At 41.0% G+C, this 26,113-nt stretch carries 24 protein-coding genes and 4 tRNA genes; all 28 read right to left on the bottom strand.

All coding sequences use genetic code 11. The features are described from left to right. Positions 1 to 6: 6 nt before the first annotated feature. On the bottom strand, positions 7 to 297 hold the full coding sequence (locus tag C4533_02680) for a co-chaperone GroES (GenBank protein RJP28712.1): 291 nt from the start codon (positions 295 to 297) through the stop codon (positions 7 to 9). 199 nt (positions 298 to 496) lie between these two features. Next, complete coding sequence (locus C4533_02675) at positions 497 to 1,291, bottom strand: type III pantothenate kinase (GenBank protein ID RJP28711.1); 795 nt, start codon at positions 1,289 to 1,291, stop codon at positions 497 to 499. A 5-nt stretch (positions 1,292 to 1,296) separates the two neighbouring features. Continuing rightward, complete coding sequence (gene uvrB / locus C4533_02670; protein ID RJP28710.1) at positions 1,297 to 3,264, bottom strand: excinuclease ABC subunit UvrB; 1,968 nt, start codon at positions 3,262 to 3,264, stop codon at positions 1,297 to 1,299. Then, positions 3,246 to 4,067: a DUF3108 domain-containing protein gene (locus C4533_02665; protein ID RJP28709.1), complete on the bottom strand. Its 822-nt coding sequence runs from the start codon at positions 4,065 to 4,067 to the stop codon at positions 3,246 to 3,248. Before C4533_02665 ends, uvrB begins: the two co-directional genes overlap by 19 nt. Next, on the bottom strand, positions 4,064 to 4,945 hold the full coding sequence (gene nadC, locus C4533_02660; GenBank protein RJP28708.1) for a carboxylating nicotinate-nucleotide diphosphorylase: 882 nt from the start codon (positions 4,943 to 4,945) through the stop codon (positions 4,064 to 4,066). The genes C4533_02665 and nadC overlap by 4 nt, the downstream gene beginning before the upstream one ends. Beyond that, positions 4,932 to 7,733, bottom strand: coding sequence for a valine--tRNA ligase (locus C4533_02655; GenBank protein ID RJP28707.1), 2,802 nt, complete (start codon positions 7,731 to 7,733; stop codon positions 4,932 to 4,934). The genes nadC and C4533_02655 overlap by 14 nt, the downstream gene beginning before the upstream one ends. A gap of 68 nt (positions 7,734 to 7,801) precedes the next feature. Then, entirely contained in the window at positions 7,802 to 9,376 is a 1,575-nt protein-coding gene (locus C4533_02650; GenBank protein RJP28706.1) for a citramalate synthase, read from the bottom strand. 7 nt (positions 9,377 to 9,383) lie between these two features. Next, positions 9,384 to 10,604 carry an aspartate kinase gene (locus C4533_02645; GenBank protein RJP28705.1) on the bottom strand — a complete coding sequence of 407 codons (1,221 nt, stop codon included), beginning with the start codon at positions 10,602 to 10,604 and terminating at the stop codon, positions 9,384 to 9,386. Next, positions 10,597 to 12,186: a carbon starvation protein A gene (locus C4533_02640; GenBank protein ID RJP28704.1), complete on the bottom strand. Its 1,590-nt coding sequence runs from the start codon at positions 12,184 to 12,186 to the stop codon at positions 10,597 to 10,599. Before C4533_02640 ends, C4533_02645 begins: the two co-directional genes overlap by 8 nt. Then, a complete protein-coding gene (locus C4533_02635) occupies positions 12,183 to 13,388 on the bottom strand; it encodes a cofactor-independent phosphoglycerate mutase (protein RJP28703.1) in 1,206 nt (401 codons plus the stop codon). The genes C4533_02640 and C4533_02635 overlap by 4 nt, the downstream gene beginning before the upstream one ends. Next, positions 13,385 to 14,068 (bottom strand): hypothetical protein, encoded by a 684-nt coding sequence (locus C4533_02630; GenBank protein ID RJP28702.1) that lies wholly within the window; start codon positions 14,066 to 14,068, stop codon positions 13,385 to 13,387. The genes C4533_02635 and C4533_02630 overlap by 4 nt, the downstream gene beginning before the upstream one ends. Further along, positions 14,058 to 15,152 (bottom strand): threonine synthase, encoded by a 1,095-nt coding sequence (locus C4533_02625; protein RJP28701.1) that lies wholly within the window; start codon positions 15,150 to 15,152, stop codon positions 14,058 to 14,060. The genes C4533_02630 and C4533_02625 overlap by 11 nt, the downstream gene beginning before the upstream one ends. After that, a complete protein-coding gene (locus C4533_02620) occupies positions 15,149 to 16,444 on the bottom strand; it encodes a homoserine dehydrogenase (protein ID RJP28700.1) in 1,296 nt (431 codons plus the stop codon). Before C4533_02620 ends, C4533_02625 begins: the two co-directional genes overlap by 4 nt. Positions 16,445 to 16,446: 2 nt before the next feature. After that, on the bottom strand, positions 16,447 to 16,800 hold the full coding sequence (locus C4533_02615; GenBank protein RJP28699.1) for a PilZ domain-containing protein: 354 nt from the start codon (positions 16,798 to 16,800) through the stop codon (positions 16,447 to 16,449). Positions 16,801 to 16,922: 122 nt separating this feature from the next. Beyond that, positions 16,923 to 17,000 (bottom strand) — tRNA-Pro (locus C4533_02610). A 181-nt stretch (positions 17,001 to 17,181) separates the two neighbouring features. Next, positions 17,182 to 18,177, bottom strand: coding sequence for an NAD(P)-dependent glycerol-3-phosphate dehydrogenase (locus C4533_02605; GenBank protein ID RJP28698.1), 996 nt, complete (start codon positions 18,175 to 18,177; stop codon positions 17,182 to 17,184). Next, positions 18,170 to 18,589 carry a PilZ domain-containing protein gene (locus C4533_02600; GenBank protein ID RJP28697.1) on the bottom strand — a complete coding sequence of 140 codons (420 nt, stop codon included), beginning with the start codon at positions 18,587 to 18,589 and terminating at the stop codon, positions 18,170 to 18,172. The genes C4533_02605 and C4533_02600 overlap by 8 nt, the downstream gene beginning before the upstream one ends. Before the next feature lies 1 nt (position 18,590). Next, entirely contained in the window at positions 18,591 to 19,325 is a 735-nt protein-coding gene (locus tag C4533_02595) for a thymidylate synthase (protein ID RJP29210.1), read from the bottom strand. A 27-nt stretch (positions 19,326 to 19,352) separates the two neighbouring features. Further along, entirely contained in the window at positions 19,353 to 19,745 is a 393-nt protein-coding gene (locus C4533_02590; GenBank protein ID RJP28696.1) for a response regulator, read from the bottom strand. Positions 19,746 to 19,759: 14 nt separating this feature from the next. Beyond that, a complete protein-coding gene (locus tag C4533_02585; GenBank protein RJP28695.1) occupies positions 19,760 to 21,256 on the bottom strand; it encodes a PAS domain S-box protein in 1,497 nt (498 codons plus the stop codon). A gap of 82 nt (positions 21,257 to 21,338) precedes the next feature. Next, positions 21,339 to 21,409: transfer RNA gene (locus C4533_02580), tRNA-Gly, on the bottom strand. A gap of 22 nt (positions 21,410 to 21,431) precedes the next feature. Beyond that, positions 21,432 to 21,517: transfer RNA gene (locus tag C4533_02575), tRNA-Tyr, on the bottom strand. A 459-nt stretch (positions 21,518 to 21,976) separates the two neighbouring features. Next, positions 21,977 to 22,049, bottom strand: a tRNA-Thr gene (locus tag C4533_02570). 38 nt (positions 22,050 to 22,087) lie between these two features. Next, on the bottom strand, positions 22,088 to 22,951 hold the full coding sequence (locus tag C4533_02565) for an NAD(P)H-hydrate dehydratase (GenBank protein ID RJP28694.1): 864 nt from the start codon (positions 22,949 to 22,951) through the stop codon (positions 22,088 to 22,090). Beyond that, positions 22,914 to 23,267: a holo-[acyl-carrier-protein] synthase gene (gene acpS, locus C4533_02560; protein ID RJP28693.1), complete on the bottom strand. Its 354-nt coding sequence runs from the start codon at positions 23,265 to 23,267 to the stop codon at positions 22,914 to 22,916. Before acpS ends, C4533_02565 begins: the two co-directional genes overlap by 38 nt. Beyond that, on the bottom strand, positions 23,267 to 23,983 hold the full coding sequence (locus C4533_02555) for a pyridoxine 5'-phosphate synthase (protein RJP28692.1): 717 nt from the start codon (positions 23,981 to 23,983) through the stop codon (positions 23,267 to 23,269). The genes acpS and C4533_02555 overlap by 1 nt, the downstream gene beginning before the upstream one ends. Before the next feature lie 111 nt (positions 23,984 to 24,094). Beyond that, positions 24,095 to 24,901: a TIGR00159 family protein gene (locus tag C4533_02550; protein RJP28691.1), complete on the bottom strand. Its 807-nt coding sequence runs from the start codon at positions 24,899 to 24,901 to the stop codon at positions 24,095 to 24,097. 1 nt (position 24,902) lies between these two features. Next, positions 24,903 to 26,111 (bottom strand): dihydropteroate synthase, encoded by a 1,209-nt coding sequence (gene folP / locus C4533_02545; GenBank protein RJP28690.1) that lies wholly within the window; start codon positions 26,109 to 26,111, stop codon positions 24,903 to 24,905. Between the last annotated feature and the right edge of the window lie 2 nt (positions 26,112 to 26,113).

Here is a 26,113-nt window from a genome sequence, read left to right as displayed (position 1 = left end):
TTTATCTTACTTTATAATAGCTAAAATATCCTCTTCCCTCATTATCAAAAGCTCATCGCCTTCGCTGGTAGTGATTTCATTACCAGAATATTTCCCGTATAATATTTTATCCCCTACTTTTACTTCCAACGGCTGTATACTGCCGCTATCTAAGACTTTGCCCTTGCCAACAGCAACGATTTTGCCTTCTTGCGGTTTTTCTTTAGCTGTGTCCGGAAGAAGTATCCCACCTTTAGTTTTCGATTCGGCCTCAAGCGGCTTAACAACTACGCGGTCACCTAATGGCTGGATGTTCATAAAAACACCTCCTTAATTGTTAAGTAGTTTAATATTGTTATTTACTTAGCACTCTATTTCTTAGAGTGCTAATTATAAGAAAAAAAATTTTATTGTCAAGAGTTTTTTTAAAAAAATTCTAGGTCCGTTTCTCTGACTGACCATAGAAGTGCCCCCAATGGGGGCACTTCTATGAGGAGTGATAGAAACGGACCTGCGGTCAACATGAATCCTTCTTTTGAGCCTTGCTCTCATAAAGCATATAAAGGCCCTTCAAGATAAGATTTTTATCAAAGAAATTTATCTGCTTAACAAATTTCCTGATTAAAGGCAGGCTGCCTCCGGTTGCGATCACTTTTGTACGCTTACCCAGTTTAAATCTTATTTTTCTGCAAAACCCATCAGTAAGACCTGCAAATCCATAAACCAGGCCGCTTAGAATACTGTTTCTGGTATCACGGCCAATAAATTCCGGAGGCAGGCCTAATTTTACCTTCGGAAGAAGAGCTGTCTTTTCACATAAGGCATCCAGCGAGATCGAAAAACCAGGCAAGATCATCCCGCCCAAATAAACGCCTTTACCAGAAACAATATCAAACGTAATTGCCGTTCCAAAATCTATGATTATTAACGGCTTGCCGTATATTTTTAGCGAGGCGTAGGCATTAACAAGCCTATCCTGCCCAACCTGGGAAGGATAACGATAATTATTCCTTATAGGTACTTTGATATCCTTACCTATAATATATGCCTTAAATCCTAAAACTGTTAAATCTCTTTTTAAACGCTTATTAATATCTGGGACAACGCTACAAACAAAAGCGCTACCAGGATATGATCCCTGTCCAAAATGCTTTCTAAGCTTAGCCAAAGAATACGCGCAAGTCGGTATGATAAACTCCCTGACAAGAGCATTCCTCTTAAAAATACCAAAATTGATATTGGTATTTCCAACATCAACGGCAATGAAAATCCGAGTTTTATTATTAGAATATCTTAATCTATTTCTTTCCATTCACTTTACCTAAGTTTCTTCAGTTCCTTGATTTCATCCCTGATTTTAGCTGCTTCTTCAAAATGAAGGTTCCTTGCTGCCAGCTCCATCTCATATTCTAACTCTGAAATATATTTATTCAATTCATACTTATCTTTTTCAAGCCCGGTAAGCTCCTCAACCAGCTGTTCTGCTTCCTGGAGATCTTCAATCCCATCCCTTATCGCTTTTTGTATTGAGCGTGGTTTTATGCCTCTCCTTACATTATATTCCAATTGGATTACCCTTCTACGGTTACTCTCGGATATCGCCCTTCTCATCGAACCGGTAAGATTATCTGCGTACATAATGACCCTGCCGTTTACATTCCTTGCAGCCCTGCCGCTTACCTGTATAAGCGAAGTTTCAGAACGCAGAAACCCTTCCTTATCAGCATCAAGTATGGCCACAAGAGATACCTCAGGCAAATCAAGACCTTCCCGCAAAAGGTTAATGCCTACCAAACAATCAAATTCCTTAAGCCTTAAACTTCTCAATAGCCTGGAACGTTCGATTGTGTGTATTTCTGAATGCAGATATTTTACCTTTATCCCGTTTTCCTGCAAATGGGTCGCTAGGTCTTCGGCCATTCTCTTGGTGAGAGTAGTAACAAGAGACCTTTCATTCTTTGCAGCGCGCGATTTAACTTCTTTTATGAGGTCCTCGATTTGGCCGTCCTGCGGCCTTATTTCGATCTCAGGGTCAACCAAGCCGGTAGGCCTGATTAACTGCTGGACAACCTTGTTATTACACTGTTTTATCTCAAAATCTCCCGGGGTAGCAGAAACAAAAATAAAATTATCTATCAAACCCTGGAACTCGTCAAATTTCAACGGACGGTTATCAAGGCAAGACGGAAGCCTGAACCCGTAATCCACTAATATCTCTTTCCTCGCGCGGTCGCCCTCATACATCCCTCTGATTTGCGGGATAGTAGCGTGAGACTCATCAATAACTACCAAAAAGTCACCCTGGAAATAATCAATCAATGAATAAGGCCGTGAGCCTTCAGGCCTCTGTGATAAATGCCTCGAATAATTTTCTATCCCATGGCAATACCCCACTTCTTTTAACATATCCATATCATACTTAGTCCTGGATTCAAGGCGCTCTGCCTCCAGCAGCTTATTATTCTTGCGCAAAAACTCAAGTCTTACGGTTAATTCATCTTCTATTGACTTAATGGCAGAATCTATCCGGTCCTGAGAAACAATAAAATGCTTTGCCGGATAAATAGCGGTTTTCTTCAGGTTACTGATTACCTGTCCGCTGACCGGATTTATTAACGAAATATTTTCTATCTTATCCTGGAAGAACTCTATCCTTATTGCTTTTTCTTGATATGAAGGGAATATCTCAAGGCAATCACCGCGCACACGCAGCTTACCCCTGATAAACTCATAATCATTCCTTTCGTACTGCATATGAATAAACCTTAATATCAAGTCTTCTCTTGATAACTGCATCCCTTTTTCCACAAAAACAAGCAAGTCTTTATAATCCAAAGGGTCGCCAAGGTTATATATGCACGATACCGAAGCTATAACTAAAACATCTTTCCTGCTCATAAGTGATGTTGTTGTGGAAAGCCTTAAACGATCAAGCCTGTCATTTATTGAAGCGTCCTTCTCAATGTAAGTATCTGTAGACGGAATATATGCTTCAGGCTGATAGTAATCATAATAACTTACAAAATACTCTACAGCATTCTCAGGAAAGAAATCCTTGAATTCAGAATAAAGCTGGGCGGCTAAAGTCTTATTATGAGAAATTACTAAGGTGGGTAAATTTAGCTGGGCAATGACATTGGCAAGGGTAAATGTCTTGCCGGAGCCGGTGACGCCAAGAAGCGTCTGTTTTTTTTCTCCGTTATTAAACCCGTTGACAAGTTCTTTTATAGCTTGCGGCTGGTCTCCGCAGGGTTTAAATTTTGATTTTAGGATGAATTTTTCCATTGTGAACCGGGTTTAATTTCCTGGATTATGCCCCTAACCGGCCCCATAGAAGTATGCAAGGTAAACAGCACAGGTATCCTTCTTGAATCAGAAGTCAGGAAAAGCCGCATATCTTTTTTACCAAGTACCATCTGGCTTAATTCGGCATTCAGGTCTACCTTTACCACATTAAAAGTCCCTAATTTACGCAAATCCAAAGCCTTGACATCGTCAACCTCAGCATTAATATTCCAAAACTTATCCCCATAAACTATGTCTACCTTATATTTTGAGCCTAACTTCAGATCTTGGAGACGAAGATAATAAAGGCTGGATAATAGATCCTGGGCAAAAGATAATGCTTTAACAGTAAAATCCTGATTAGTAGTAAGATTCCTGTATTTAGCCTGTTTATTCTGTAAATCAAAATCAATAATAACATCAGTTACTTTACCATTGTAGAGCTTACGCTTGGTAAAACGCCTTGTAAAAAGCCCTTTCTTGTCTATAAATGAATTGACCGCGTATTCTACATTGTATATCTTTCTGAAAAAACTGTTCGGAAAAGCCCTGGCAACTATTTGATAGCAGTTATTGCCTTCAATTGAAACAATTCCCTTTGTTTCAAGCTCAATCCAGCCTATGGGTACACCCAGCCACTGGAGGCTAAATTTAAGCTTCTCTCCGACCTTAAGTTCTTTTTCCGGCTTATCGATCTTGATCTGCTTATTATTATTGGCAAAATTCTGCGGGTAAATCCTGGGGCAAAACAAAACAACCAGTAAACATGGCAGCAAAATAAACTTAGCAAACCTTGCTATCACTTAATCTCCAGCGAGATGTCTGCTGCCTCTATAGAATGCGTCAACTCGCCGATAGAAATTATATCCACTCCGCAAGAGGCGACTTTCTTTACGTTTTTCAGATTTATATTACCCGATGCTTCAAGCTTTGTCCTAGGATGATGGCTGTTAAAAAGCGTATTATTCCTGATCTGGACAGCGCTCTTCATATCTTCCAACTCCATATTATCCAGCATTATCACATCAGGCTTAAACCTCAAAGCATGCTTGAACTCCTCCAAATCCTGGACTTCAATCTCGATTTTAAACCCTTTTGGCACACTTGGCAATTTGCTATAGCCTTCGGTTACCTTAATATGATTATCTTTTATAAGTATCATTTCATCCAGGCCGGCTCTATGGTTAAAACCGCCGCCTATCCTTACCGCATATTTCTGTAAGTCCCTTAAACCGGGTATTGTCTTACGGGTATCGGTGATTTTTACCTTATAAGGCTCCACTTCCTTTGCATACTCTCGGGTTTTTGTAGCAATGCCGGAAAGCATAGATAATAGATTTAAGGCTACCCTTTCTGCAGACAAGATACTGCTGGCTTTCCCGGTTATTTTAGCCAAAACCTTTCCGTTCTTTACAAACCTGCCTTCTTTGACAGTAGTTTTGAAATCTAGCTGCGAATCCACTATTTTAAATACTCTCCCTGCGATATCCAGGCCGCAAACAACACAATCCTCTTTTGCTAATAAAACTGCTTCGGTTTCTTTATCTTTTGGGATAGTCAATTGAGTGGTGATATCACCCTTACCGATATCTTCTATCAAAGCATGCCTTAAAATACTGTCAATCTTCTGCCAATCCAACTCTGCCTTTTTCTCCGAAGGAAAACTTTCATTTAATACCATCTTTCACCACCTTTAGTTTGTTCAGGGTTTCTTTAAGTTCTTCTAATTTATCCTGTTCTTTCTTTATGACTTCTGCTGGTGCCCGTGCGATAAAATCCTTATTTTCCAATGTCCTGCCCTTTGCTTCAATCTGGGATGAAACTTCCTGGATACGCTTACCCAGTTTAAGCAGGTATTTCTCTACATCAATAACTCCGGACAATGGGATTATTATATGGATATCCTTTAGGACGCTTGCATATTGGTTAATCTGAGGCTTATAATCTTTAGAGATCTCGAGATTATCCAGCTTTGACATTAATTTGATGTCTCCGCTCATAAAATTAAGCGTTTCCAAATTCGGCTTGCTGCCGGTAAAAAGTTTAACATTTATTTTATCAGTTACTGCTATTTCAAGCTCGGAACGCATATTCCTTATGCTGCTAATCACATCAAAGACCATATTAACCCGGGCCTCTATCTTTTTGTCTATTGCTTTCTCAGAATGAACCGGCCAGCTGCTAAACATTATAGTAGAAGTATTACCGGGGATCATCCGCCATATTTCTTCGCTTATAAAAGGCATGAAAGGATGCAGCATTTTAAGGGTACCCTCAAGGATAATACGCGTAATTACCCGGCTTTCATCATCTTTTATATTCGGCTTTATAATCTCAAGATACCAATCACAAAACTCGTGCCAGAAGAAACCGTAAATAGCATTTGCCGCTTCATTAAATTTATATGCATTAAGATAAGATGAAACCTGTTTTATTGTGGAATTGTACCTGCTTAATATCCATTTATTTACGATATTAGTGCTGTTTTGACGTATTTGGTTAACTTTGCCTGAGTCTGCCTCTTCCATATTCATCAGTATAAAACGCGATGCATTCCAAAGCTTATTCGCGAAATTCCTGCCCTGCTCGAACCTGTCCTTAGAAAGATATACATCCTGCCCCTGAGAAGTAATCGATATGAGGCTAAAGCGAAGGGCATCAGCACCGTACTGGCTTATAATCTCAAGCGGGTCTATAATATTACCCAGGGATTTAGACATTTTCTTGCCTTCTATATCGCGCACTGTGCCATGGATGTAAACATCCTTAAAGGGGACATTATGCATAAACTCCATGCCCGCCATAATCATTCTGGCTACCCAAAAGAAGATAATCTCAGGTGCAGTTACAAGAGTGGATGTAGGATAAAAATAATCCAAATCCGCCTTGAGCCTGGCAGAAATATCTTTGTCTGTGGACGGTGGACTGTGCACGGTAGACTGTAGACTATCCAGCTGAGAGCTGAAAGCTGATGGCTGATGGCTGATGGCTGATTGCTTTTGAAAATCCGGCCAATAAAAAGTAGCAAAAGGCCATAGCCAGGAAGAAAACCATGTATCTAAAACATCTTCTTCCTGATGTATATCCGATGAACCGCACTTAGGACATTTATCCAGCTTAGTTTCAGAAACTATAATACCGGCTTTATTCTTACCTGTGAACTGTGAACTATGAACCGTGAACTCGCCGGCATTCTTTATACATTCCTTACAATAATATACCGGCAGGCGATGCCCCCACCATATCTGCCGTGAAATACACCAATCCTGTATATTTTCCATCCAGTTAAGATATACCTTAGTCCATCTTTTAGGATGGAATTTGATTTTACCTTTTTTCACAGCTTCTATTGCCGGTTTTGCCAAAGGGGACATCTTAACGAACCATTGCCTTGAAAGATACGGTTCAATTATAGTGTGGCAACGATAACAATGCCCGGCAGAAAGCGCATGTGGCTCTATTTTATCCAGTAATCCTTTTTCTCTGAGGTCTTCTATAATCACTTCCCGTGCCTCAAACCTATCCATACCCTTATACTCTCCGGCATTCTCATTCATCCGGCCATCCGGATACATAACATTTACAAATTTCAGTTTATGCCTATTGCCCATTATATAGTCATTCGGATCATGGGCAGGTGTAACTTTTACAGCACCGGTTCCGAATTTCATATCCACTGAACTATCGCCGATTACTTTTATCTCCCTGCCAACCAAAGGCAATAACAGGATTTTATTCAAGAATTTTTTATATCTTTTATCCCTGGGGTTAACTGCGACGGCTGTATCTCCAAGCATTGTTTCCGGCCTGGTAGTAGCCACAATAATGAAAGTATCAGGATCGGCCTTCAAAGGATATTTCAAATAATAAAGATGACCATCAAGTTCATGATGCGGTGCTTCTTCATCAGATAAAGCTGTCTGGCAGCGAGGACACCAGTTAATTATCTTATCCCCTTGATAAATAAGCCCCTTGTCCCACAAACGCACAAATACATGTTTTACCGCCCTGGAATACGCTTCATCCATAGTAAAACGCTCCCTTGACCAATCACAGGAAGCACCCAGTTTCTTAAGCTGATGAATTATCGTAGAGCCGTATTTGTCTTTCCATAATAACACTTTTTCAATAAACTTTTCCCTGCCTAAATCCTGGCGTTTAATATTCTCCCTTGCCAAACTTTTTTCAACGACGTTCTGAGTAGCAATGCCGGCATGATCTGTGCCCGGCATCCATAGAGCAGCCTCGCCATTCATGCGGTGGTACCGGATAAGAATATCTTGTATCGTATTATTTAAAGCATGCCCCATGTGCAAAATACCCGTCACATTAGGCGGAGGGATAACTATACAAAAAGGGATTCTGTTCTTAGACGGGGAGGTTTTAAAATACCCGTTTTTTTCCCAGTCAAAATACCATTTGTCCTCAACTTCGTGAGGATTATACTGCTTTGAAAGCTCTATAGCCATTATTGCTTTGTATCCTTAAGTAATTTTACTCTACGTTGCCCACACCAGCGCCTGTCCTTCGACCTTGCTCAGGGCTGCTTTTTTGTATCTTTTAATAGTTTATACTCTACACTATCTACAAGAGCTTGCCAGCTGGCTTCAATAATATTCTCAGACACCCCTACCGTACTCCAGGAATCAGTTTCATCCTGTGATTGTATAAGCACTCTTACTTTTGCGGCAGTGCCGTCTTTTTCATCTAATACCCTTACCTTAAAATCAGACAAATGCATTTTAGAAAGCGAAGGATAAAAATCCTTCAAGGCTTTTCTAAGCGCATTATCAAGGGCATTCACCGGGCCATCACCATCAGCAGCAGTATGCTCCTTCACCCCTTTTACCTTAACTCTAATTATAGCCTCGGAAGTGATCTTTTTATTAGATACCTTCTCTATCACAACACGGAAACCTTCCAGCTCAAAGAATTTATTATATTTCTTCAAAGCCTTTTTCATCAACAATTCAAACGAAGCTTCTGCCGCCTCAAAATGATAACCCTTATGTTCAAGGTCTTGAATAAGCTTTAATATCTTCTTTGTCTTGGCATCTTCTTTGGCCAGGTCAAACTCCAGGTTCTTGGCACGCAGCATTATCCCTGTTTTACCGCCAAGCTCAGAAACAAGTATCCTGCGGTGGTTGCCGACTAAGGATGGATCAATATGCTCATAGGACTTTGGATTCTTTACTACTGCATTTATATGCATACCGCCTTTGTGGGCAAAAGACGAATCACCGACAAAAGGCTGATCCGACCTTTGCTTCATATTTGCCATTTCACTTACAAAATGCGATACCTTTGTGAGCTCCTTAAGTTTATCTTCACCTAAACAACTGATCTTCATCTTAAGCATCAGATTAGCAATAATGGGTATCAAATCAGCATTACCGCACCGTTCTCCGTAGCCGTTTATGGTCCCCTGTACTATATCGCAGCCCGCCTCAACAGCAGTTAACGAATTAGCTACGGCAACACCGCAATCATTATGACAATGTATGCCAAGTCCAACTTTAACAAGAGGCCTGATTTCCCTGACTATTCGAGCCAACTCTGAAGTCAGCATACCTCCGTTTGTGTCACAGAGACAAATCGCTTTAGCACCTGCCAACTCTGCAGCTGCAAGGCATTTGAAAGTGTATTCCTTGTTATGTTTATATGCATCAAAAAAATGTTCGGCATCATAAAATACCTCAAGGCCCTTGGAAACAAGGAAAGAGACTGTATCTTCGATCATTCTGATATTTTCATCAAGCTCTACTTTTAAGACATCACTGACATGCAAATCCCAGGTCTTACCTACAATAGCAACTGATTTTGCTTTGGATTTCAGTATTGCCTTGATATTCTGGTCATCGCTGGCTTTTATATTTGGCCTGCGAGTCATACTAAAAGCAACAAGTGTTGAGTTTTTAAGAGGCTTCTTGGCCATCTGAACGAAGAACTCCATATCTTTAGGGTTTGACCCTGGCCAACCTCCTTCAATGTAATGAATACCGAGAGAATCGAGCTCTCTTGCTATGCGGGATTTATCCAGTACAGAATAAGAGATGCCCTCTCCCTGAGAACCGTCCCTTAATGTAGTATCGTATAATTTTACCTTAGGCATATTAAACCTACTTTCCGAGATTAAATTTCTCGTGCAAGGCACGAACTGCCTTCTCTGCAAACTTCTTTTCAATAATACACGATATGCTTATTTCTGAAGTTGAGATCATTTCAATATTAGCCTTGATTTTTGCAAGTATGTCAAACATGGTTGCAGCAACGCCCGGATGCGACTTCATGCCTACGCCTACTATAGAAACTCTTGCTATATCTGGCCCTTCCAGGACATCGCCGGCTTTTATCTTCCTTGCTACGCTTTTTGCAATCTTCATCGCTTTAGGAGAAGATGCTTTATCTACAGTAAACGAAATATCGGTCTGCCTTAAATGGCTGACGTTCTGGACGATCATATCGACACTTATGCCGGCACCCGACATCTCCTTGAATATTTTAGCCGCGACTCCCGGTTTATCGGGAACATTACAAACAGTTATTTTCGTTTCATTCTTATTCAAGGTAACACCGCTTACCAAAACTTCTTCCATGTTTTTAACCTCCTTAATAATCATAGTACCCGGTTCATCAGAAAAAGAAGAACGTACATGTATAGGTACGTCGTATTTTTTTGCTACTTCGATTGAACGCGCCTGCATTACCTGAGCGCCTAATGATGCCATTTCCAGCATCTCATCATATGTTATACTCTCTATCTTCCTGGCTCTCGAGTCGATCCTAGGATCGGTTGTGTATATACCCTTAACGTCGGTATATATTTCGCAATGATCAGCCTTAAGCTCTTTAGCTAAAGCTACAGCAGTAAGATCAGACCCTCCCCTGCCCAAAGTAGTTATATCATAATCCGGAGTTATTCCCTGGAACCCGGCAACAATAACGATCTTTCCTTCATTCACTTTCTCTATTATCCTCTTTGCTTCAATTTTTACTATTCGTGCCTTTGTATGGCTGGTATCAGTGATAATACCAACCTGGGCTCCGGTAAAAGATATGGCTTCAAATCCCAATTTATGGATAGCCATTGCCAGTAACGCGACCGATATCTGCTCTCCGGTAGAAAGCAACATATCCATTTCCCGCTCAGAAGGCTCTACATTAATTTTATTCGCCAGCTCAATCAATTCATCGGTTGTATCCCCTAAAGCAGAAACCACGACTACCAAATCATATCCCTGTTTTTTATAAGCAGTTACTTTTCTTGCTACGTTCTGTATACATTCAACATTGGCTACAGAAGAACCTCCGAATTTCTGGACTATCAGACCTTTAGACATTAACTCTTCTCCTCTTAGAAATTAAAGGAACGACCTCCAGTATCATAAAAAAAGCTAAACCCATTAAAAGAATCACAATAATTAAAAGCATTATGTCCCTAGAAATAAAATATCTCCTGGCCTGCGCTAAAAGTGAAACTAAAGTGGTAATGAGCATAAATATGGCTGGGGCCAAAACAAAACGTATTGTCTTATGTTTTGCTATCAACCATGATGCCAAAACAAATAAAGATAAAGCTGCTACCAGTTGATTTGATGCTCCAAAAACCGGCCAAATCCTACTCCATTTGCCGCTGAAAGCAAGCATGCCTGCCAAAAAAATAACAAAAGCAGTAGATATGTGTTTGTTTTTTATTTTAAAAAGCTCTTCGCTTATATACCTGGTAATCCTAGTTGCGGTATCCAACGTCGTAAGGATAAAAGCATTCAAGATAGTAATGGCTACAAACAACCCATAACTGCCAAGCATAGGCTTAGTGATATAACCATATCCGTCACCAAACAGCGCAGAGGGGCCTCTTGATTTAAGAATAGCGGCAAAATTCATTCTAGAATTAAAAAGTACTGCTACTGATAAAACCGCTAATATTGCAAGCATGGCCTCCACGACCATTGCCCCATAGCCTATTTTTCTTGCCTGAGCTTCATTGGATATCTGTTTTGAAGTCGTACCGCTGGCAATCAAAGAATGAAATCCGGAAACCGCTCCGCAGGCAACAGTCACAAATAACGCGGGCCATAAATAACCTTCACTGGATACCCAATTATGATAAAAAGGCATCTCAATCGGCGGTCTGGTAAATAACAAACAAATGTACCCCATACCGAGCCCAAAGAACAATAGGTAGCTGCTCAGGTAATCCCGGGGCTGAAGAAGAATATTAACCGGAAGAATTGATGCCAAGTAACAATAAAAAAGAAGTATAAAAAGCCAGATATTCAGGCCTGCTTTAATCGGCAATATATTACCAACAAAAATTAACCCAACTAAAAGCAGTAACCCTAATGCGGTAACCGAAGCCAGATTGCGCTGCCTTACATATAAAAGGTAACCGCAAAGGATTGCTACCGGTATAAGCCCAAGCGAAGGAAGGACTATTTTTGGCTCTTTAACAAACGTATCGGCGCAAAACCAGGCAAAAACAGCGATAACTAAAATAAGGGCAAGCCAGACAAAAAGCGAAAAAATAATTTTGACCCTCTTGCTTATTACATGCTGTGAAACATCTGCGACAGAAGAACCCCCCTGCTTAATAGAGACTACTAAAGAGCCAAAATCGTGTATCCCGCCTATAAAAACTGTACCGATTATGACCCATAACAACGCCGGCAACCAACCCCAGAGCATCACCGCAATAACAGGCCCGATTATCGGCCCGGCTCCCGCGATAGAAGAAAAATGATGGCCAAAAAGCACTAAAACATTTTTTGCAGGGATATAATCAACGCTATCGAATTTAGAAAAAGCCGGTGTAGGCTTCTTAGGATCTGCGCCTAAAATAGCCTCAAAGCGTTTAGCATAAAAAAAATATGCCCAGGCAAAGACAGCAAATGATAAAAGAAGTATAAGAAACGAACTCATTTATACTGGCCTTTTATAAGATAATCCATAAGCTCATGCGCTCTTTCAAAAGAAAAACCTGATGCAGCTGCTTCTTTCTCGCTGAACGATCCTGCGCCTGAAGGCACAATGTCTTTTCCAAAAACAGCAAATGGGACCATATCACTTGAATGTGTCTTTAAAGCTATGGGAGTAGGATGGTCCGGCAATACCATGATCCTAAAATCCTTTCTATTCTTAAAAGCTTCGAGTATCGTCCCAACGATAAGCTGATCAAATCTCTCTATGGCTGTAAGCTTCTCTCTTAAGTCCCCATTGTGCCCCGCTTCATCGGGTGCCTCCACATGCACAAATACAAAATCATTATCCTTAAGAGATGCCAGAGCGGCTTTTGCCTTTCCTAAATAATCTGTATCATAATAGCCTGTTGCGCCTTTCACATTGATAACTTCCAGGCCCAATATCCTGCCCAATCCTTTTATTAAATCGACTGCCGAAATAACGCTTCCATTTATCCCGTATTTATCGTAGAACTTTGGCATAGCCGGCTTCCTGCCCTGCCCCCATAACCAGATCATATTAGCCGGGTTCTCTTTAAGGTCAACCCTGACAATATTAATCTCATGGTTTTCAAGGAGGGGACGCGAGTCCTGCATTATTTTTATAAGCTTGTCTGAACCCTCGCCTCTTGGAAAATTTTTCGTAATCTTCTGCCCGGTAATATCGTGGGGAGCCCTACATTCTAATTCATGCCAATGAGATTCTGCGCCGCGTTTTACAACCATCAGATGCCTGTAACCAACACCCGGATAAAATTTAATCTTATTGCTGCCGAGGTTATCATCAATAAATTTTATTATTAACGCGGCTTCCCTTGAGCTTATATGACCGGCGCTATAATCAACCATCGTATCATCAAGGACTGTAACTAAATTACAACGGAAAGCAACATCATCGCTTTCAAGCTCTATACCTAAGTTAGCGGCTTCAAGAGGCCCCCTGCCTGAATAGTATTCTTTAGGGTTATATCCTAATATAGAGATATTGGCTACATCAGAAGCAGGGGTCATATTTTCAGGGATAGTCCTAGCCAGCCCGATCTTGCCATACTTGCAGATATAATCCATATTTGGAGTCTTGGCTGCTTCCAGAGGGGTGCGGTTACCTAACTCTTCAATCTGATAATCCGCCATGCCATCTCCGACTAATACAATATATTTCATTTTATTTTATCCTGTATTAATTTGATTAATGTATCTGACATAGCAGATTTATTAATAAAAGGTCCTCGTACAGAATCTGAATCAAGAATATAGGCTTTATAAGAATTATTTTTCACCGTATTTGCAACTACAATATCAGAACCAGACTGCCGCATGAGCATGCCAGCCTCTTTGATTAAATAGCCTTTAGAAGCTTGTGGTTCAAATTTAAAACCTACTAACATCAGGCCCGGGCTTATACGCTTGATTTCATTTATTATCTTGGGCGTCCTCACCAATTTAACATCCCATTTCTTATTGCTCGATTTGAATTTATGGCGGACAACCTGTAATGGCCAGAAATCACAAACAGCTGCAGAGTGTATTACGACATCAAATCTTGATTTGCGCAGGATTTTCCTTATTTTATCCCGCAGTTCGTTAAAAAAGATATAGCGCAGGACTTCCACACCTTTAAAGTTATGTTTATAGCCAAAGGGTGAAGGGCCGAGCAATAATTTTACCTGATTCCCTGCCCGCGCAATCTTCTCAGCCAGCATCTGTCCGGTCTTACCGGTAGAAATATTACTTATAATTCTAACAGGGTCAAGCTGAATCCAAGTAGGGCCAGCGGTAATTAAAACCCTGATTTTACGGCGTTTGCTTTTCCTATGATAATCCCGCTTTAATTTAGTAGCCAATTTCTTTCAACACTGCCTTTAAATTAGCCTTGACTATTTTGGGTTTTGGCACGCTACTAATGGCTCTATCGGGGTCCTTTAGGCCGTGCCCGGTGAGGATACATACTATATTAATGTTGCCTCTATTTTTGCTAAATTTCCTGAAATATCCTCTCTCCTGTAATTTAAGCAAACCGGCTATTGAAGCTGCTGACGCAGGCTCAACAAATACCCCTTCTTTTTCCGCAAGCAGTTTATAAGCTTTGATTATTTGGACATCGCTTACACAATCAATCAAACCACCAGACTCATCACGCGCCTCTTCAGCAGACTTCCAGCTTGCAGGATTGCCTATTTTTATAGCAGTAGCGATTGTTTTCGGATGCTTTATAATGTGCCTCTTTACAATGGGTGCAGAACCTGCAGCCTGGAAACCCAGCATTTTTGGTAAAGAGTTAATAAAACCTTCATTTCGATACTCCTTATAACCTTTCCAGTAAGCTGTTATGTTGCCGGCATTACCCACAGGCATAACCTGAAAATCAGGCGCGAATCCCAGAAAATCACAAATCTCAAAACTACCGGTCTTCTGCCCTTCTATCCTAAATGGATTCAATGAATTAACCAGCGTAACAGGATAGTTATTACTGACCTGCTTGACTATATCCAAGGCATCGTCGAAATTGCCATCTACCGCCAATACACTGGCTCCATGGATCAGCGCCTGGCTTAATTTGCCTAACGCTATTGAACCCTTAGGTATCAAGACAATACATTTAATCTTTGCCCTGGCTGAATAAGCTGCGGCAGAAGCCGAGGTATTACCGGTAGAAGCGCAAATTACTGCTTTTGCCTTATTTTCAATAGCCTTAGAGATAGCTAGAGTCATACCCCTGTCCTTAAAAGAACCTGTGGGATTTAAGCCTTCATATTTTAAAAACACCCTGACTCGGCTTCCAAACAAACCGCTTATATGATGCGCATAAATTAACGGTGTATCGCCCTCCAATAAACTCACTACCGGCGTATTTTTTGTAACCGGCAGAAATTCTGAATACCTTTCAATTATCCCCTTGTACTGGCAACATTTTGTTGGTCTATTCATAAATCTTCAATCCTTATCGCTACTGACTCAGGTTTTACAGAATCAAGTTTATCTATAGCCTTTAATGCGGCCTTAAGATTTTTCTCTTTTGCATTATGGACAATTATTACTACCGGAACAATTTGAGCTTTTGCTTCAGCCTTCTGGCTGACAGATGCAATACTTATGCCGAACCTGGCCAGAATTCCGGAAATCTTTGCCAGCACCCCGGGCTTATCCATAGCCATAAAACGTATGTAATAACGGCTCTCAATATCGTCTATACTCCTTAATGAACTTATGCTCTTATCGACTACAGTATTTAGTATAGGCCTGAACATTCCGGCTTTAATATCCTGGGTTAAATCCACTAAATCAGAAACAACCGCAGACGCCGCCGAGAACTGCCCTGCGCCGGGGCCGTAGAAAAGAAGGTCTCCGGCAAGGTCAGAAGAGACATATATAGCATTAAAAACACTTCTTACTGACGATAAAAGATGTTCTCTGGGTATAAACGTAGGATGCACCCTGGTCTCCAACTGCGAGCCTTCTTTTTTTGCAATAGCAAGTAATTTGATTTCAAACCCAAGTTCCTTAGCATATTTAACATCCCAAGAAGATATCCTGGATATCCCTTCTATAAAAACATTACCCATATCAACAAATTTGCCGAAAGACAAATATGTAAGCAATACAAGCTTATGGGCAGAATCAATCCCCTCTATGTCAAGAGTAGGATCACTCTCGGCAAAGCCTCTCTTCTTGGCCTCGGCTAAAGCAGCGCCAAAACTACAGCTGCTATCAGACATCTGCGAAAGAATGAAGTTGGATGTACCGTTTACTATACCAAATATCCTGCTGAACCTGTTTGCTACCAGGCCTTCACGCAAAGATTTAATAATCGGGATACCTGCTCCGACTGAAGCTTCAAAATAAATATTTTTTCCCTTATCTTTAGCGAGAGTAAATAGCTCTAACCCGTTTTCAGCCAATAATGCTTTATTGGCAGTAACGATATTCTTGCCATTCTTTAAAGCCTCAATGACAAATTCCTTAGCCGGATGGATTCCTCCAACAAGCTCAACGATAATATCAACCTGGGGATCACTGATGACCTCCTTGACATTAGAAGTCAAAAGAGATTTATCTACTTTTATATTTCTCTTTGAAGAAATATCCTTATCGCATATTTTCTTAATGTTAATCTCTATGCCGATTTTCTCGCTCAGCAGGCTTCTTCTGTCTTTAAGGATCTTTACTACTCCCGAGCCGACATTGCCGAAACCTATCAGGCCAACATTTATCTTCTTCATAACTAACCTTTCTTTATATAGTAATCCACTGTTTCATTTATTATTTTTCTGTGTCTTTCATCCACGGCCAGAAAGGCAAGCCTGGTATCATATATCAAATCTTTGGTAATCTCCCTGGATTCCATGACCTTGGCGATAAGCATAATCGGGTTGGGATCAAATGGAAGACGGATTTCCAGAGCGATATTAGTGCCAACATCGAAGTGCCTGTTAGTAGTCAGAAGCATGCCGCCCATACTCAAATTCTTAGTTTGCGAGATATCGACATTATTATTTTCCTCTAAAATCCTGTAAGAGACAATAAATCTTCCGGCTATCCTAGGCGTCTTTCTTTTTTCCGGCCCCTTGAATTCCATAGATTTCTCCTTTCGTGATAATATTTCGAATTAAAATTTTTTCTCAAATCTCTTGTACTAATCGTCAACAAATATGGCTACTCATGGCCAAAGCTCACATCTCAAACATCACAAGAGAACTTTGGTCGGGGAGGTGGGACTTGAACCCACGACCTTTTGAACCCCATTCAAACGCGCTAGCCAAACTGCGCTACTCCCCGTTATATCAACTAACAAATATGTTCAGCCAAATGTTAGCGCAAAATGGGCATCGTCCGTAACTTCTTTATTAATGACGGACGATAAAGCCAAATCCCGACGCTCGTTTACACTCGGTCGGGACTCCGACTGCGAATGAAATGAGTGCGTCGGAGCTGCGCTACTCCCCGTAAATTACCGCGCTTATTCAGATTTACCCTGTCTTGTCATTAAATCTCTTACCGCTTTGTATGCTGGCTTGTTTTTGTAAATAACCGAATAAACCTGGCTGGTTATCGGCATATCAACGCGGTATTTTATGCTCAACTCATAAACTGACTTGGTGGTCGGTAAACCTTCTGCTACCATTTGCATTTTTGAGTTTATATCCTTCAGGCTTATCCCTTTGCCGATTTGTTCACCGACAAACCTATTCCTGCTGTATTGGCTTATGCATGTAGTCACTAAATCGCCCAAACCGCTTATACCACTAAACGTATTTTGCCTTGCACCCATGGCTTTGCCTAACCGCGAAATCTCCGCCAGCCCTCTTGCAAGCAGCGCGGCTTTAGTATTAGTTCCAAACCCCAGACCATCGGATATACCACAAGCAATAGCAATTATATTTTTTAAGCTTCCGCCCAATTCAACACCGATAACATCACTGTTCGTATATATCCTGAAAGCGTCTGTCATGAATACTTCCTGCAAGGATTTGCTTATTTCTCTATTATTCGCAGCAATAACAGCTGCTGTTGGCACACCCAGGGCAACTTCATGTGCTATGGTCGGCCCAGAAAGGACAGCTATCTTAACCTTACCAAGCTCCTCTTCAATTATCTGTGAAATCCTGCATAAAGTTCCTATTTCAATACCTTTCGTACCGCTTAAATAAATTGCTCTCCTTGGGTAATCATTTTTCTTTATCTTTTCTAGCACACCACGGATGTATTGGGAAGGCACGGTCAACACCACTATATCCTTTTGATATAAAGCCTCCTCTAGATCGTGAGTTAAGACAACTTGCCTGGGTATCTTGATATCCGGAAGGAATTTCTCATTGATCCTGGTTTCTTTGACCTGGCTAACATACTTTGGGAAAGCCCCCCATAAAGTAACTGAGTATCCTTTCCCTGCCAAAATAATAGCCAGAGTCGTACCCCAGCCGCCGTCACCAATAACAGCAATATTCTTATTCATTGTTTTTATTCAAACCCATTTGAAGAAAGTAAATCTTTGGATGTATGTTTGTATCATTTCTTTCTTCACGCGTTACAAACTTCAAACCCACGTTAAATGAACCGTCCTCTTTATGTTCGATCCTGACCACTTTTCCTATTATGCCGTTCTGATAGATAAAACACCGCCTCTCTATATCTTCGCAGATACTTAAAGTCGACCTGTCGAAAGAAAGCCAGACGATATCTCCCGAAACCACATTGTCTCTTATGTTGCATAATATGCCTGACTGGCTTATATTGCTGGTGTAGCCCTCCAATAATTTATCTATGATCTCCGGCTTACATACCTTGAAAGCAAGCGGCTTAAGATAATCAAGCCTGGAAAATTCCCTGCGCTCTGTTTTGTTGTGCGGACCCTGATGTTTATCCATATTAAGCTATCTGTAAATTATTTTTATTAGTCCTAATTTTAGCTAAATCCCACGAGTAATCATATAGATGCAGGCCTTTACTCGCAGCAATAATCTCACCATCGCCGACACCTATTTCATCAGCCATATATTGCTTGACCAACTGCAAGCCGCCAAGGTTGGAAGGAAACCCTCCCCATAAATCCCAGGAACGGAAATATAAAATAAAATGCAGCTTACCATACCTGATACGAGTATCAATCAACCTAAGACAAGGCGGATCGACCAATTTTATATCAGATGGCATCCCTATTTCCATGATTGCCTGATTAGTACCATGTCCTTTTTCCTTATAAATTTTTATCACTTCATCCACCTGATTGACATCCAATGGTATTTCATTATAGATATTGTTGCCGGCTCCTGCGGTTTTTACCTTGACCTTCGGGTCAACCAGCCGTTCTCCATAAGTGTAATCCTCAGTCTCTGTTTTAGCCCCGGTCAACAGATAGCTTAAATAACCCTGGATGTAATCCATATCTGTAGGCGCCGGTATACTCATGCCTTCAGGTATAACCGGTATAATCTGATGAGAGGGTTTCTTTACCCTTACAACGGCAAAATCAAATTCAAGCCTTTTCTGGCCTTCATAACTGCCTCGGGTTATCGTATAAACATGCCCTTTTTCCAGGATTGCGCTTAAGCACTGGAACCAGGCATCATCTAAATCAAATGCGTCAATATAAACTGGCCTCAATAATTGATCAGTCATTTTATCTTCCGGTTAATTATCTTTTTTTAATTTCTCTGTTGCAGACTTTGTAAACAACTTGAAATTGCTGATTATCTGCGAAATAGGCATATTTTTTCCTATGTATCCTGAGCAGCCAAGTTGTTTTGATTTATTAATAAGCTCCTCATCATAGCCAAATCCGGTTATCATTATAACTATGGCTTTTGGCTTTATATCCTTTATCTTTTTTAAAGCCTCAAGCCCATTCATGCCGGATAACTTGATATCCAGGAGTATAACGTCAAAATCTTCGCCATTAACCAGCTCCAACGCCTCTTCGCCTGATGCACAAACTTTTACATTGCAACCTTCTTTTACCAACAAATCATGAAACAATTCTCTTACCGGAGCTTCGTCATCAACTACCAGCACTTTATAAGACATAACTTCCTCCTGTTTTAAATAATTGGCAACCTTACTATAAAAGTAGTGCCCTTTCCGGGTGCATTCTCAACCGAGATTGTCCCGCCGTGATTTTGAATAATATTATGGCAGATTGAAAGCCCCAAGCCGGTACCGTCTTTTTTAGTTGAAAAAAACGGCATAAATATATTTTTAAGGTTTTCGGGTTTTATGCCTCCGCCGGTATCAGTAATACTGACTTCTACAAAACTTCCAAGGTACAGGCTGGTCTTGACTGTCAATTGGCCGCCATTAACAGACATAGCCTGATACCCATTGATGAGAAGGTTAATAAAAACTTCCTGCAGCTGATTTAATTCGCCTTTAACCATTGGCAGGCTTTTATCAAACTCCTTGACCAGTTTAATCTGAGAAACAGGCAATTTCTGATACGACAAAAACGGGATAACTCCCTCTATAACATCGTTTATATTCAAAGGTTCGAGCTTCAATTGGCTTTGCCTAGCAAACTTCAGTAACCGGTCAACTAGCTTTCTGATCCTGTCTGCCTGTGAGTTGATAATCTTCAAATCTTCAGCAACTTTTTCATCCAATCCACCCTGATCAAAGAGCATTTCCAGCCGTCCGGAAATAACAAAGAGCGGATTATTGATTTCGTGAGCCATACCAGCAGCAAGCTGGCCTATAGCTGCCAGTTTTTCAGACTGAAGTATCTGAAACTCCATCTTCTTTCTTTCTGTAATATCTTTAGCTATAAAGGTAAAACCTATCAACTTCCCTTCGTTATCAAGAAACTGGCTGACCGTAAGAATAACCGGAAATTCCTGATTATCCTTTTTTACCAGATTAATTTCTGATTCATATTGGCCGGCATTTTTCACCCTATCGAAAATATTATCAAGTACTTCTTTAGCTGTCGCAGGCTGGTGCAAAACACTAACGTGCTTAAAAATGATTTCGTTTTTAAGCCACCCGAACATCTTTTCGGCGCCTATCCCATAATACGTAATATTACCGTCTAAATTTGTAACATATAAAGCGTATTCTTTTATGTTGACAAACAAATCCTTAAGCGCATCATCGATTTTCTTAAGCGAAGCGCCCTTCTCTCTAAGCTCTGTAATATCGTTGCCGATAAACAGAACTCCTTCCAACAAAGAAACACCTCCAAGATCCTTAGATTCGGATAGTATGGGGTTTATACTCCAGGATATCAGGCGCTCGTTGCCATTTGCGTCAACTATTATTCCTTCAAATCCGTTTAAGCGTTTATAGAGAATAGAATCATCAACTACAGCCTTAAACATCTGTTTTTTAATTGTCGGGTTCTTTTTTGAAAACAGCACATCCATCCAGCCGCGTCCGATAATATCTTCCCTGCGCTTACCAGTTATCTCTTCGACTTTCTTATTCGTCATGGTTATAAAACCATGATTATCCAAATAAAGTACTAAAACATTGGCATGGTCGATAAGCTTAGGTAAAAGGTTATCGATACCCCTTATTTCTCTTCTTTGGCTGAATGGAAACATTTATTTCCTCATTTGTAAATATTTAAACTCTAACAGCGGGCAACATACAAGCGTGCTTATCCCGCCACCCAGCTGAAATTAAAGCGGGTGATCGGAATCGGACCGACATATATAGCTTGGAAGGCTATTGTTCTGCCATTGAACTACACCCGCAATGAGTGAAAATAAGGCAAACTGGTGGGCAGGGAGGGATTCGAACCCCCGAAGCACAGGTGCAGCAGATTTACAGTCTGCCCCCTTTGGCCACTTGGGTACCTGCCCGAAACAATATAACAAAAATAGTGTTTGTCACAATGACACAAAGTCACAACGTCACATAAACTTGTGACGTGTGTCCTTGTGACTTGGTGACTTTGTAAAGCCGGCGAGAGGAATCGAACCCCCGACCCTCGCTCGCCAAGTCTTCAATCACCGCTCGCTCTCCATAGGGGCTCTGCCCCTATGGCGCTCACTATGTTCGCTGTCACCCCGACAACGTGGGGAAATTCCCCACACCCCTTTCGGTTCGGGTGTTCATATCATATTAGTTCATGGTTCAAGGTTCATAGAAATATACCAATATCCATGAACAATGAACTATCAACTATGAACTATCATTTTACATCCCTCGTGTAAGCACTCGCAGATTTCAATAAATCTGCTTCGTACACTCGGGATAAATTCGGCCAAACAACTTATGTTCGCTCATTTCATTTGCTCCATAAGTTGTGGCCTCATTTAAGCCGGCGAGAGGAATCGAACCCCCGACCCGCTGTTTACAAAACAGCTGCTCTACCGACTGAGCTACGCCGGCAATACATTAGTACTAAGATAAACTTTTTCAGAATATATCTAAGAACTGATCTTTATTGCATCGGGAATTTTACCAATTAAATCCGAAGCAATCAAGCTAATTTCCGTTTTCTCTTTTGCTGCCAGATCACCTGCTAATCCGTGAATATACACCCCAAATTTAGCTGCGCTAAAACTATCCAAACCTTGCGCTAAGAAAGCTGACACGATACCAGTCAAAACATCCCCGCTTCCAGCAGTAGCCATACCGGGGTTACCGGTCTTATTTACATATAAATTATTTTTATAATCAGCGACTATCGTATTATGTCCTTTTAAGACTACGGTTACTTTGTATTTCTTAGCAAAGTTTACTGCTGCATCTTTTCTTTGTTTCTGAATCTTTTTAATGCTTGTGCCCAAAAGCTTTGCCATTTCTCCAGGATGAGGGGTCAATATTTTAGGGTTTAGCGTATATGGTTTAGCGGATAAAATCCCTAAGTTGCCTATTAAGGCATTTAGACCGTCAGCATCGATAACCATAGGTTTATTTACCGTGGCCACAATCTTACGGATTAAAGTTTGGGTTGATTTATTTTGAGAAAGACCAGGCCCTAAAGCCAATATATCAGCGGTAATTGCGAAATTTTTTATCTTTTTATATCCAGACGGACTTAACGTGCCTTCTTTTGTCTCATGCAAAGGAAGGAGCATTATTTCCCTGGGCTTAAACTTTATTATCGGACGGGCTACATTTTCTGGCACCCCCAGGGTTACCAGCCCTGCCCCGCAGCGCATCGCTGCCTCTGCGCATAGAACTGCTGCTCCGGAAAATCGCAACGAACCGGCCAAAATGAATATATGTCCGAAATCTCCTTTATGAGCATCAGGTCTTCTCTGTAATAATCGCGCTGGCAACCGCATAGCTTTTTACATGAGAGATCGATATCAAAATATCGACATCCTTTTTCTTATAATTAAGCAGCTTACAATGAGGTTTACCCTGCCTGTCATTAATAATCTCTACATCCTGCCAGGTCAAGTCCGGATCGCCTAAAGCTTTAAATACCGCTTCTTTGGCCGCAAATCTGCCGGCAAGATGTTGATATAGGCTTACCCTTCCCCGGGCATTTTTTAATTCTTCTTTCGTAAATACCCTGCTTAAGAAACTGTCGCCCCATTTATCTACTGCCTGACGCAGCCTTCTTACTTCCGTAATATCTACTCCGGTGCCTACCATCATCTCTTTATCAAATTTTTCATCTCTGTTACCGCGTACCGAAGCCCGACGAACAGAGCCCGGGAAATAATAGCATGGCCTATGTTTAACTCTTCGATCTCTTTTATCTTAACTATATCCGGGACGTTATCATAATTCAAACCATGCCCTGCAAAAACCCGCAAGCCGCATTTTGCGGCATAACGCGCAGCCTTTTTCAATTCTAAAAAATTTTTATTGTACTGCTGTTTATTGCGGCTATTGGCAAACCTGCCCGTATGCAATTCAATCATCTTAACCCCGATCTTTTTAGAAGCATCAATTTGTTTTTTATCGGGGTCAAGAAAGATGCTTACATCAATATTCTTATTCTTAAGCGCTCTACAGGCTTTTATGACCTGCGGCATATTAGCCAGCACATCAAGCCCGCCTTCAGTGGTTAACTCCTGCCTCTTTTCCGGGACTAAAGTCGCCTGGTCAGGCAAAACCTTAAGAGCCACCCGCACAATTTCATCAGAGCAAGACATCTCAAGATTAAGCCTGGTGCGTAACAACTTCCTTAAAAGGAACAGGTCTCTCTCCTGAATGTGTCTTCTGTCTTCTCTTAAATGCGCGACTATGCTATCTGCCCCGGATGACTCGCATATGAGCCCTGCATTAACCGGGTCAGGATAACAACCGCCTCTTGCCTGCCTGATTGTCGCTACATGATCAACATTAACTCCCAGCTTAAGCATATTTAATAATTGAACCGGGTTATTTCCCCTCTGACATAGAACCACACTATTATTGCCAAAATCAAGGCAATAAGCTTAAGCCAAGGATGGCTCACAAGCCAATGCATAACTCTACGGCTGATTTTTATTTTCGGGAGTTCCTTCATTTCCATTATCTGGCGCCTCTTTAACTTTGTTGTCTTCTTTCTTTAATTTCAGTGTTTCTTTTATTTTAGAAAGCATCTCATCCTGGGTAAGCCCGCGGTGGAGCCTGCCTCTGTAAACCAAAGAAATATCCTGCCGCTCTTCAGAGACAATAACTACAAGCGCATCCGTTTCCTCGCTTAAGCCAAGCGCGGCCCTATGTCTTGTGCCGAATATCCTGCTTAAGTCTTGATTCTGAGTAAATGGAAAGATGCATCCCGCTGCCGAAATCCTTCCGTGCTGTATAATTATGCCTCCGTCATGCAATGGATTATAGGGAGTAAATATTGCCTGGATTAATTCCTGGGAAACTTTTGCATCAATACTGACGCCGCTTTGCATATATGCGTTTAAAGGGTCATTCTTTTCAATCACTATTAGCGCGCCTATTCTGCCCTTGGAAAGATTAATAGCCGCCTCAAGTATCTGCTTCAACATAAAGTCAATTTCTTCTTCCTTTAATGTAGTAGCAAATAAATGCCTTTGCCCAATCCTGGCCAAACCCTGCCTTATCTCAGGATGGAATATTATTAATATTGCTATGATTGATATACCAAAAAGCTTGGTTAACAGCCAATCCAAAACCTCAAAACCGAGTATCTGGAACAAAAAGAAGGCTATCAAAAGCGTGATAATCCCTCTTAATACCTGGACAGCGCGCGTACCCTCAAAAAACAGGATAATATGATAAATCACAAACCAAAGTACAAATATTTCAATTATCGGTCTCCACATTTTAGTTTAATATACTATGGCTTACCTTCAAAGCCTGGGCTATTTGCCTGACATCATGCACCCTCACAATATTTGCTCCGTTCTTTGCTGCCAATACGCAAGCAGCGGTTGTACCGGCAACCCTGTCAAAGCAATCAGCCTTTAATATTTTGCCTATAAATGCCTTCCTTGACGGCCCAATAAGCACAGGCTCTCCTAAAGACCTGAATTCCCTTAGCCTGCGCAGAATTTCAAGATTATGTTCAGTGGTCTTTCCAAAACCAATGCCAGGATCAATAACAATCCTGTTGGCAGGAATACCGCTGGCAACGGCATAATCTATCTGCCCTTTAAGAAATCCGCTAATATCATCAACCACTGAATCATAAACGGGATTTCTCTGCATCGAACGGGGCCGGCCTTTCATATGCATTATCACAACTGCCCCCTTATATTTTGCGATAATCTTAGCCATATTTCTGTTCCGCAATCCGCTGATATCGTTTACGATTGCGGCACCGTTATCCAACGCTTGCCTGGCAACTTCCGGCTTATAAGTATCCACTGAGATTGGCGCCTTTGTCTTTTTTGTAAGAACCTTTATAACAGGGATAACCCTATTCAGTTCTTCTTTATATGATACCGGTAAAGACCCGGGTCTGGAAGATTCTCCTCCGACATCAATAATATCAGCGCCATCCTTTATCATTCTATGCGCTTTATCAACTATATCAGCCAAACAAATACTCTTTGAAATCAGAGATGTTTTAAGTACGCCGTCACCGCTGAAAGAATCAGGAGTAATATTAATTATACCCATGATGCGGGGCTTAGAGCCTAAACGCATCCTGCCGGAAGGTAGATCCAGCTCAAAGTTTACCTTTTGATAACTATCAAGCAGAGAATCTAGCCTAAAAGATAATTCCTTTAACCCGAAGGGCTGCAATTTAAGCTTCTTGATTAATTGGCTCAGTTGATAAAGGTTACCTAAAAGCAGGCAGTCGGTGTTCTTTAGCTTGCCGGTCAAAATCCCTCTTGGAAGCGCTACATCACCCCCCAAAGAAAGCATCTGCTGTTTCAAAATATTTGCTGCTATCGAATCCAAAGAATCTATCTTTACGGCAAAAGACAATCCCTTTGGAAGCATTATCTTGATCCCGTATGGATCAACTTTCAGCCTCTCCATCAAATTCTTTAAATCTCCCGGCTTGGCTATATCGATGATGCGCATAT

It is taken from the genome of Candidatus Omnitrophota bacterium (assembly GCA_003598025.1).
Taxonomy (GTDB): domain Bacteria; phylum Omnitrophota; class Gorgyraeia; order Gygaellales; family Profunditerraquicolaceae; genus Profunditerraquicola.
Note: the sequence above shows the minus strand (reverse complement) of the source record. Positions and strands in the feature narration are given on the sequence as shown.

Excerpts from the sequence above, each read along its gene's own strand:
- C4533_02680 (RJP28712.1), bottom strand. The coding sequence starts at position 297 with ATGAACATCCAGCCATTAGGTGACCGCGTAGTTGTTAAGCCGCTTGAG.
- C4533_02675 (RJP28711.1), bottom strand. The coding sequence starts at position 1,291 with ATGGAAAGAAATAGATTAAGATATTCTAATAATAAAACTCGGATTTTC.
- uvrB (RJP28710.1), bottom strand. The coding sequence starts at position 3,264 with ATGGAAAAATTCATCCTAAAATCAAAATTTAAACCCTGCGGAGACCAG.
- nadC (RJP28708.1), bottom strand. The coding sequence starts at position 4,945 with ATGGTATTAAATGAAAGTTTTCCTTCGGAGAAAAAGGCAGAGTTGGAT.
- C4533_02655 (RJP28707.1), bottom strand. The coding sequence starts at position 7,733 with ATGGCTATAGAGCTTTCAAAGCAGTATAATCCTCACGAAGTTGAGGAC.
- C4533_02650 (RJP28706.1), bottom strand. The coding sequence starts at position 9,376 with ATGCCTAAGGTAAAATTATACGATACTACATTAAGGGACGGTTCTCAG.
- C4533_02645 (RJP28705.1), bottom strand. The coding sequence starts at position 10,604 with ATGTCTAAAGGTCTGATAGTCCAGAAATTCGGAGGTTCTTCTGTAGCC.
- C4533_02640 (RJP28704.1), bottom strand. The coding sequence starts at position 12,186 with ATGAGTTCGTTTCTTATACTTCTTTTATCATTTGCTGTCTTTGCCTGG.
- C4533_02635 (RJP28703.1), bottom strand. The coding sequence starts at position 13,388 with ATGAAATATATTGTATTAGTCGGAGATGGCATGGCGGATTATCAGATT.
- C4533_02625 (RJP28701.1), bottom strand. The coding sequence starts at position 15,152 with ATGAATAGACCAACAAAATGTTGCCAGTACAAGGGGATAATTGAAAGG.
- C4533_02620 (RJP28700.1), bottom strand. The coding sequence starts at position 16,444 with ATGAAGAAGATAAATGTTGGCCTGATAGGTTTCGGCAATGTCGGCTCG.
- C4533_02615 (RJP28699.1), bottom strand. The coding sequence starts at position 16,800 with ATGGAATTCAAGGGGCCGGAAAAAAGAAAGACGCCTAGGATAGCCGGA.
- C4533_02605 (RJP28698.1), bottom strand. The coding sequence starts at position 18,177 with ATGAATAAGAATATTGCTGTTATTGGTGACGGCGGCTGGGGTACGACT.
- C4533_02600 (RJP28697.1), bottom strand. The coding sequence starts at position 18,589 with ATGGATAAACATCAGGGTCCGCACAACAAAACAGAGCGCAGGGAATTT.
- C4533_02590 (RJP28696.1), bottom strand. The coding sequence starts at position 19,745 with ATGTCTTATAAAGTGCTGGTAGTTGATGACGAAGCTCCGGTAAGAGAA.
- C4533_02585 (RJP28695.1), bottom strand. The coding sequence starts at position 21,256 with ATGTTTCCATTCAGCCAAAGAAGAGAAATAAGGGGTATCGATAACCTT.
- C4533_02565 (RJP28694.1), bottom strand. The coding sequence starts at position 22,951 with ATGCGGTTGCCAGCGCGATTATTACAGAGAAGACCTGATGCTCATAAA.
- acpS (RJP28693.1), bottom strand. The coding sequence starts at position 23,267 with ATGGTAGGCACCGGAGTAGATATTACGGAAGTAAGAAGGCTGCGTCAG.
- C4533_02555 (RJP28692.1), bottom strand. The coding sequence starts at position 23,983 with ATGCTTAAGCTGGGAGTTAATGTTGATCATGTAGCGACAATCAGGCAG.
- C4533_02550 (RJP28691.1), bottom strand. The coding sequence starts at position 24,901 with ATGTGGAGACCGATAATTGAAATATTTGTACTTTGGTTTGTGATTTAT.
- folP (RJP28690.1), bottom strand. The coding sequence starts at position 26,111 with ATGCGCATCATCGATATAGCCAAGCCGGGAGATTTAAAGAATTTGATG.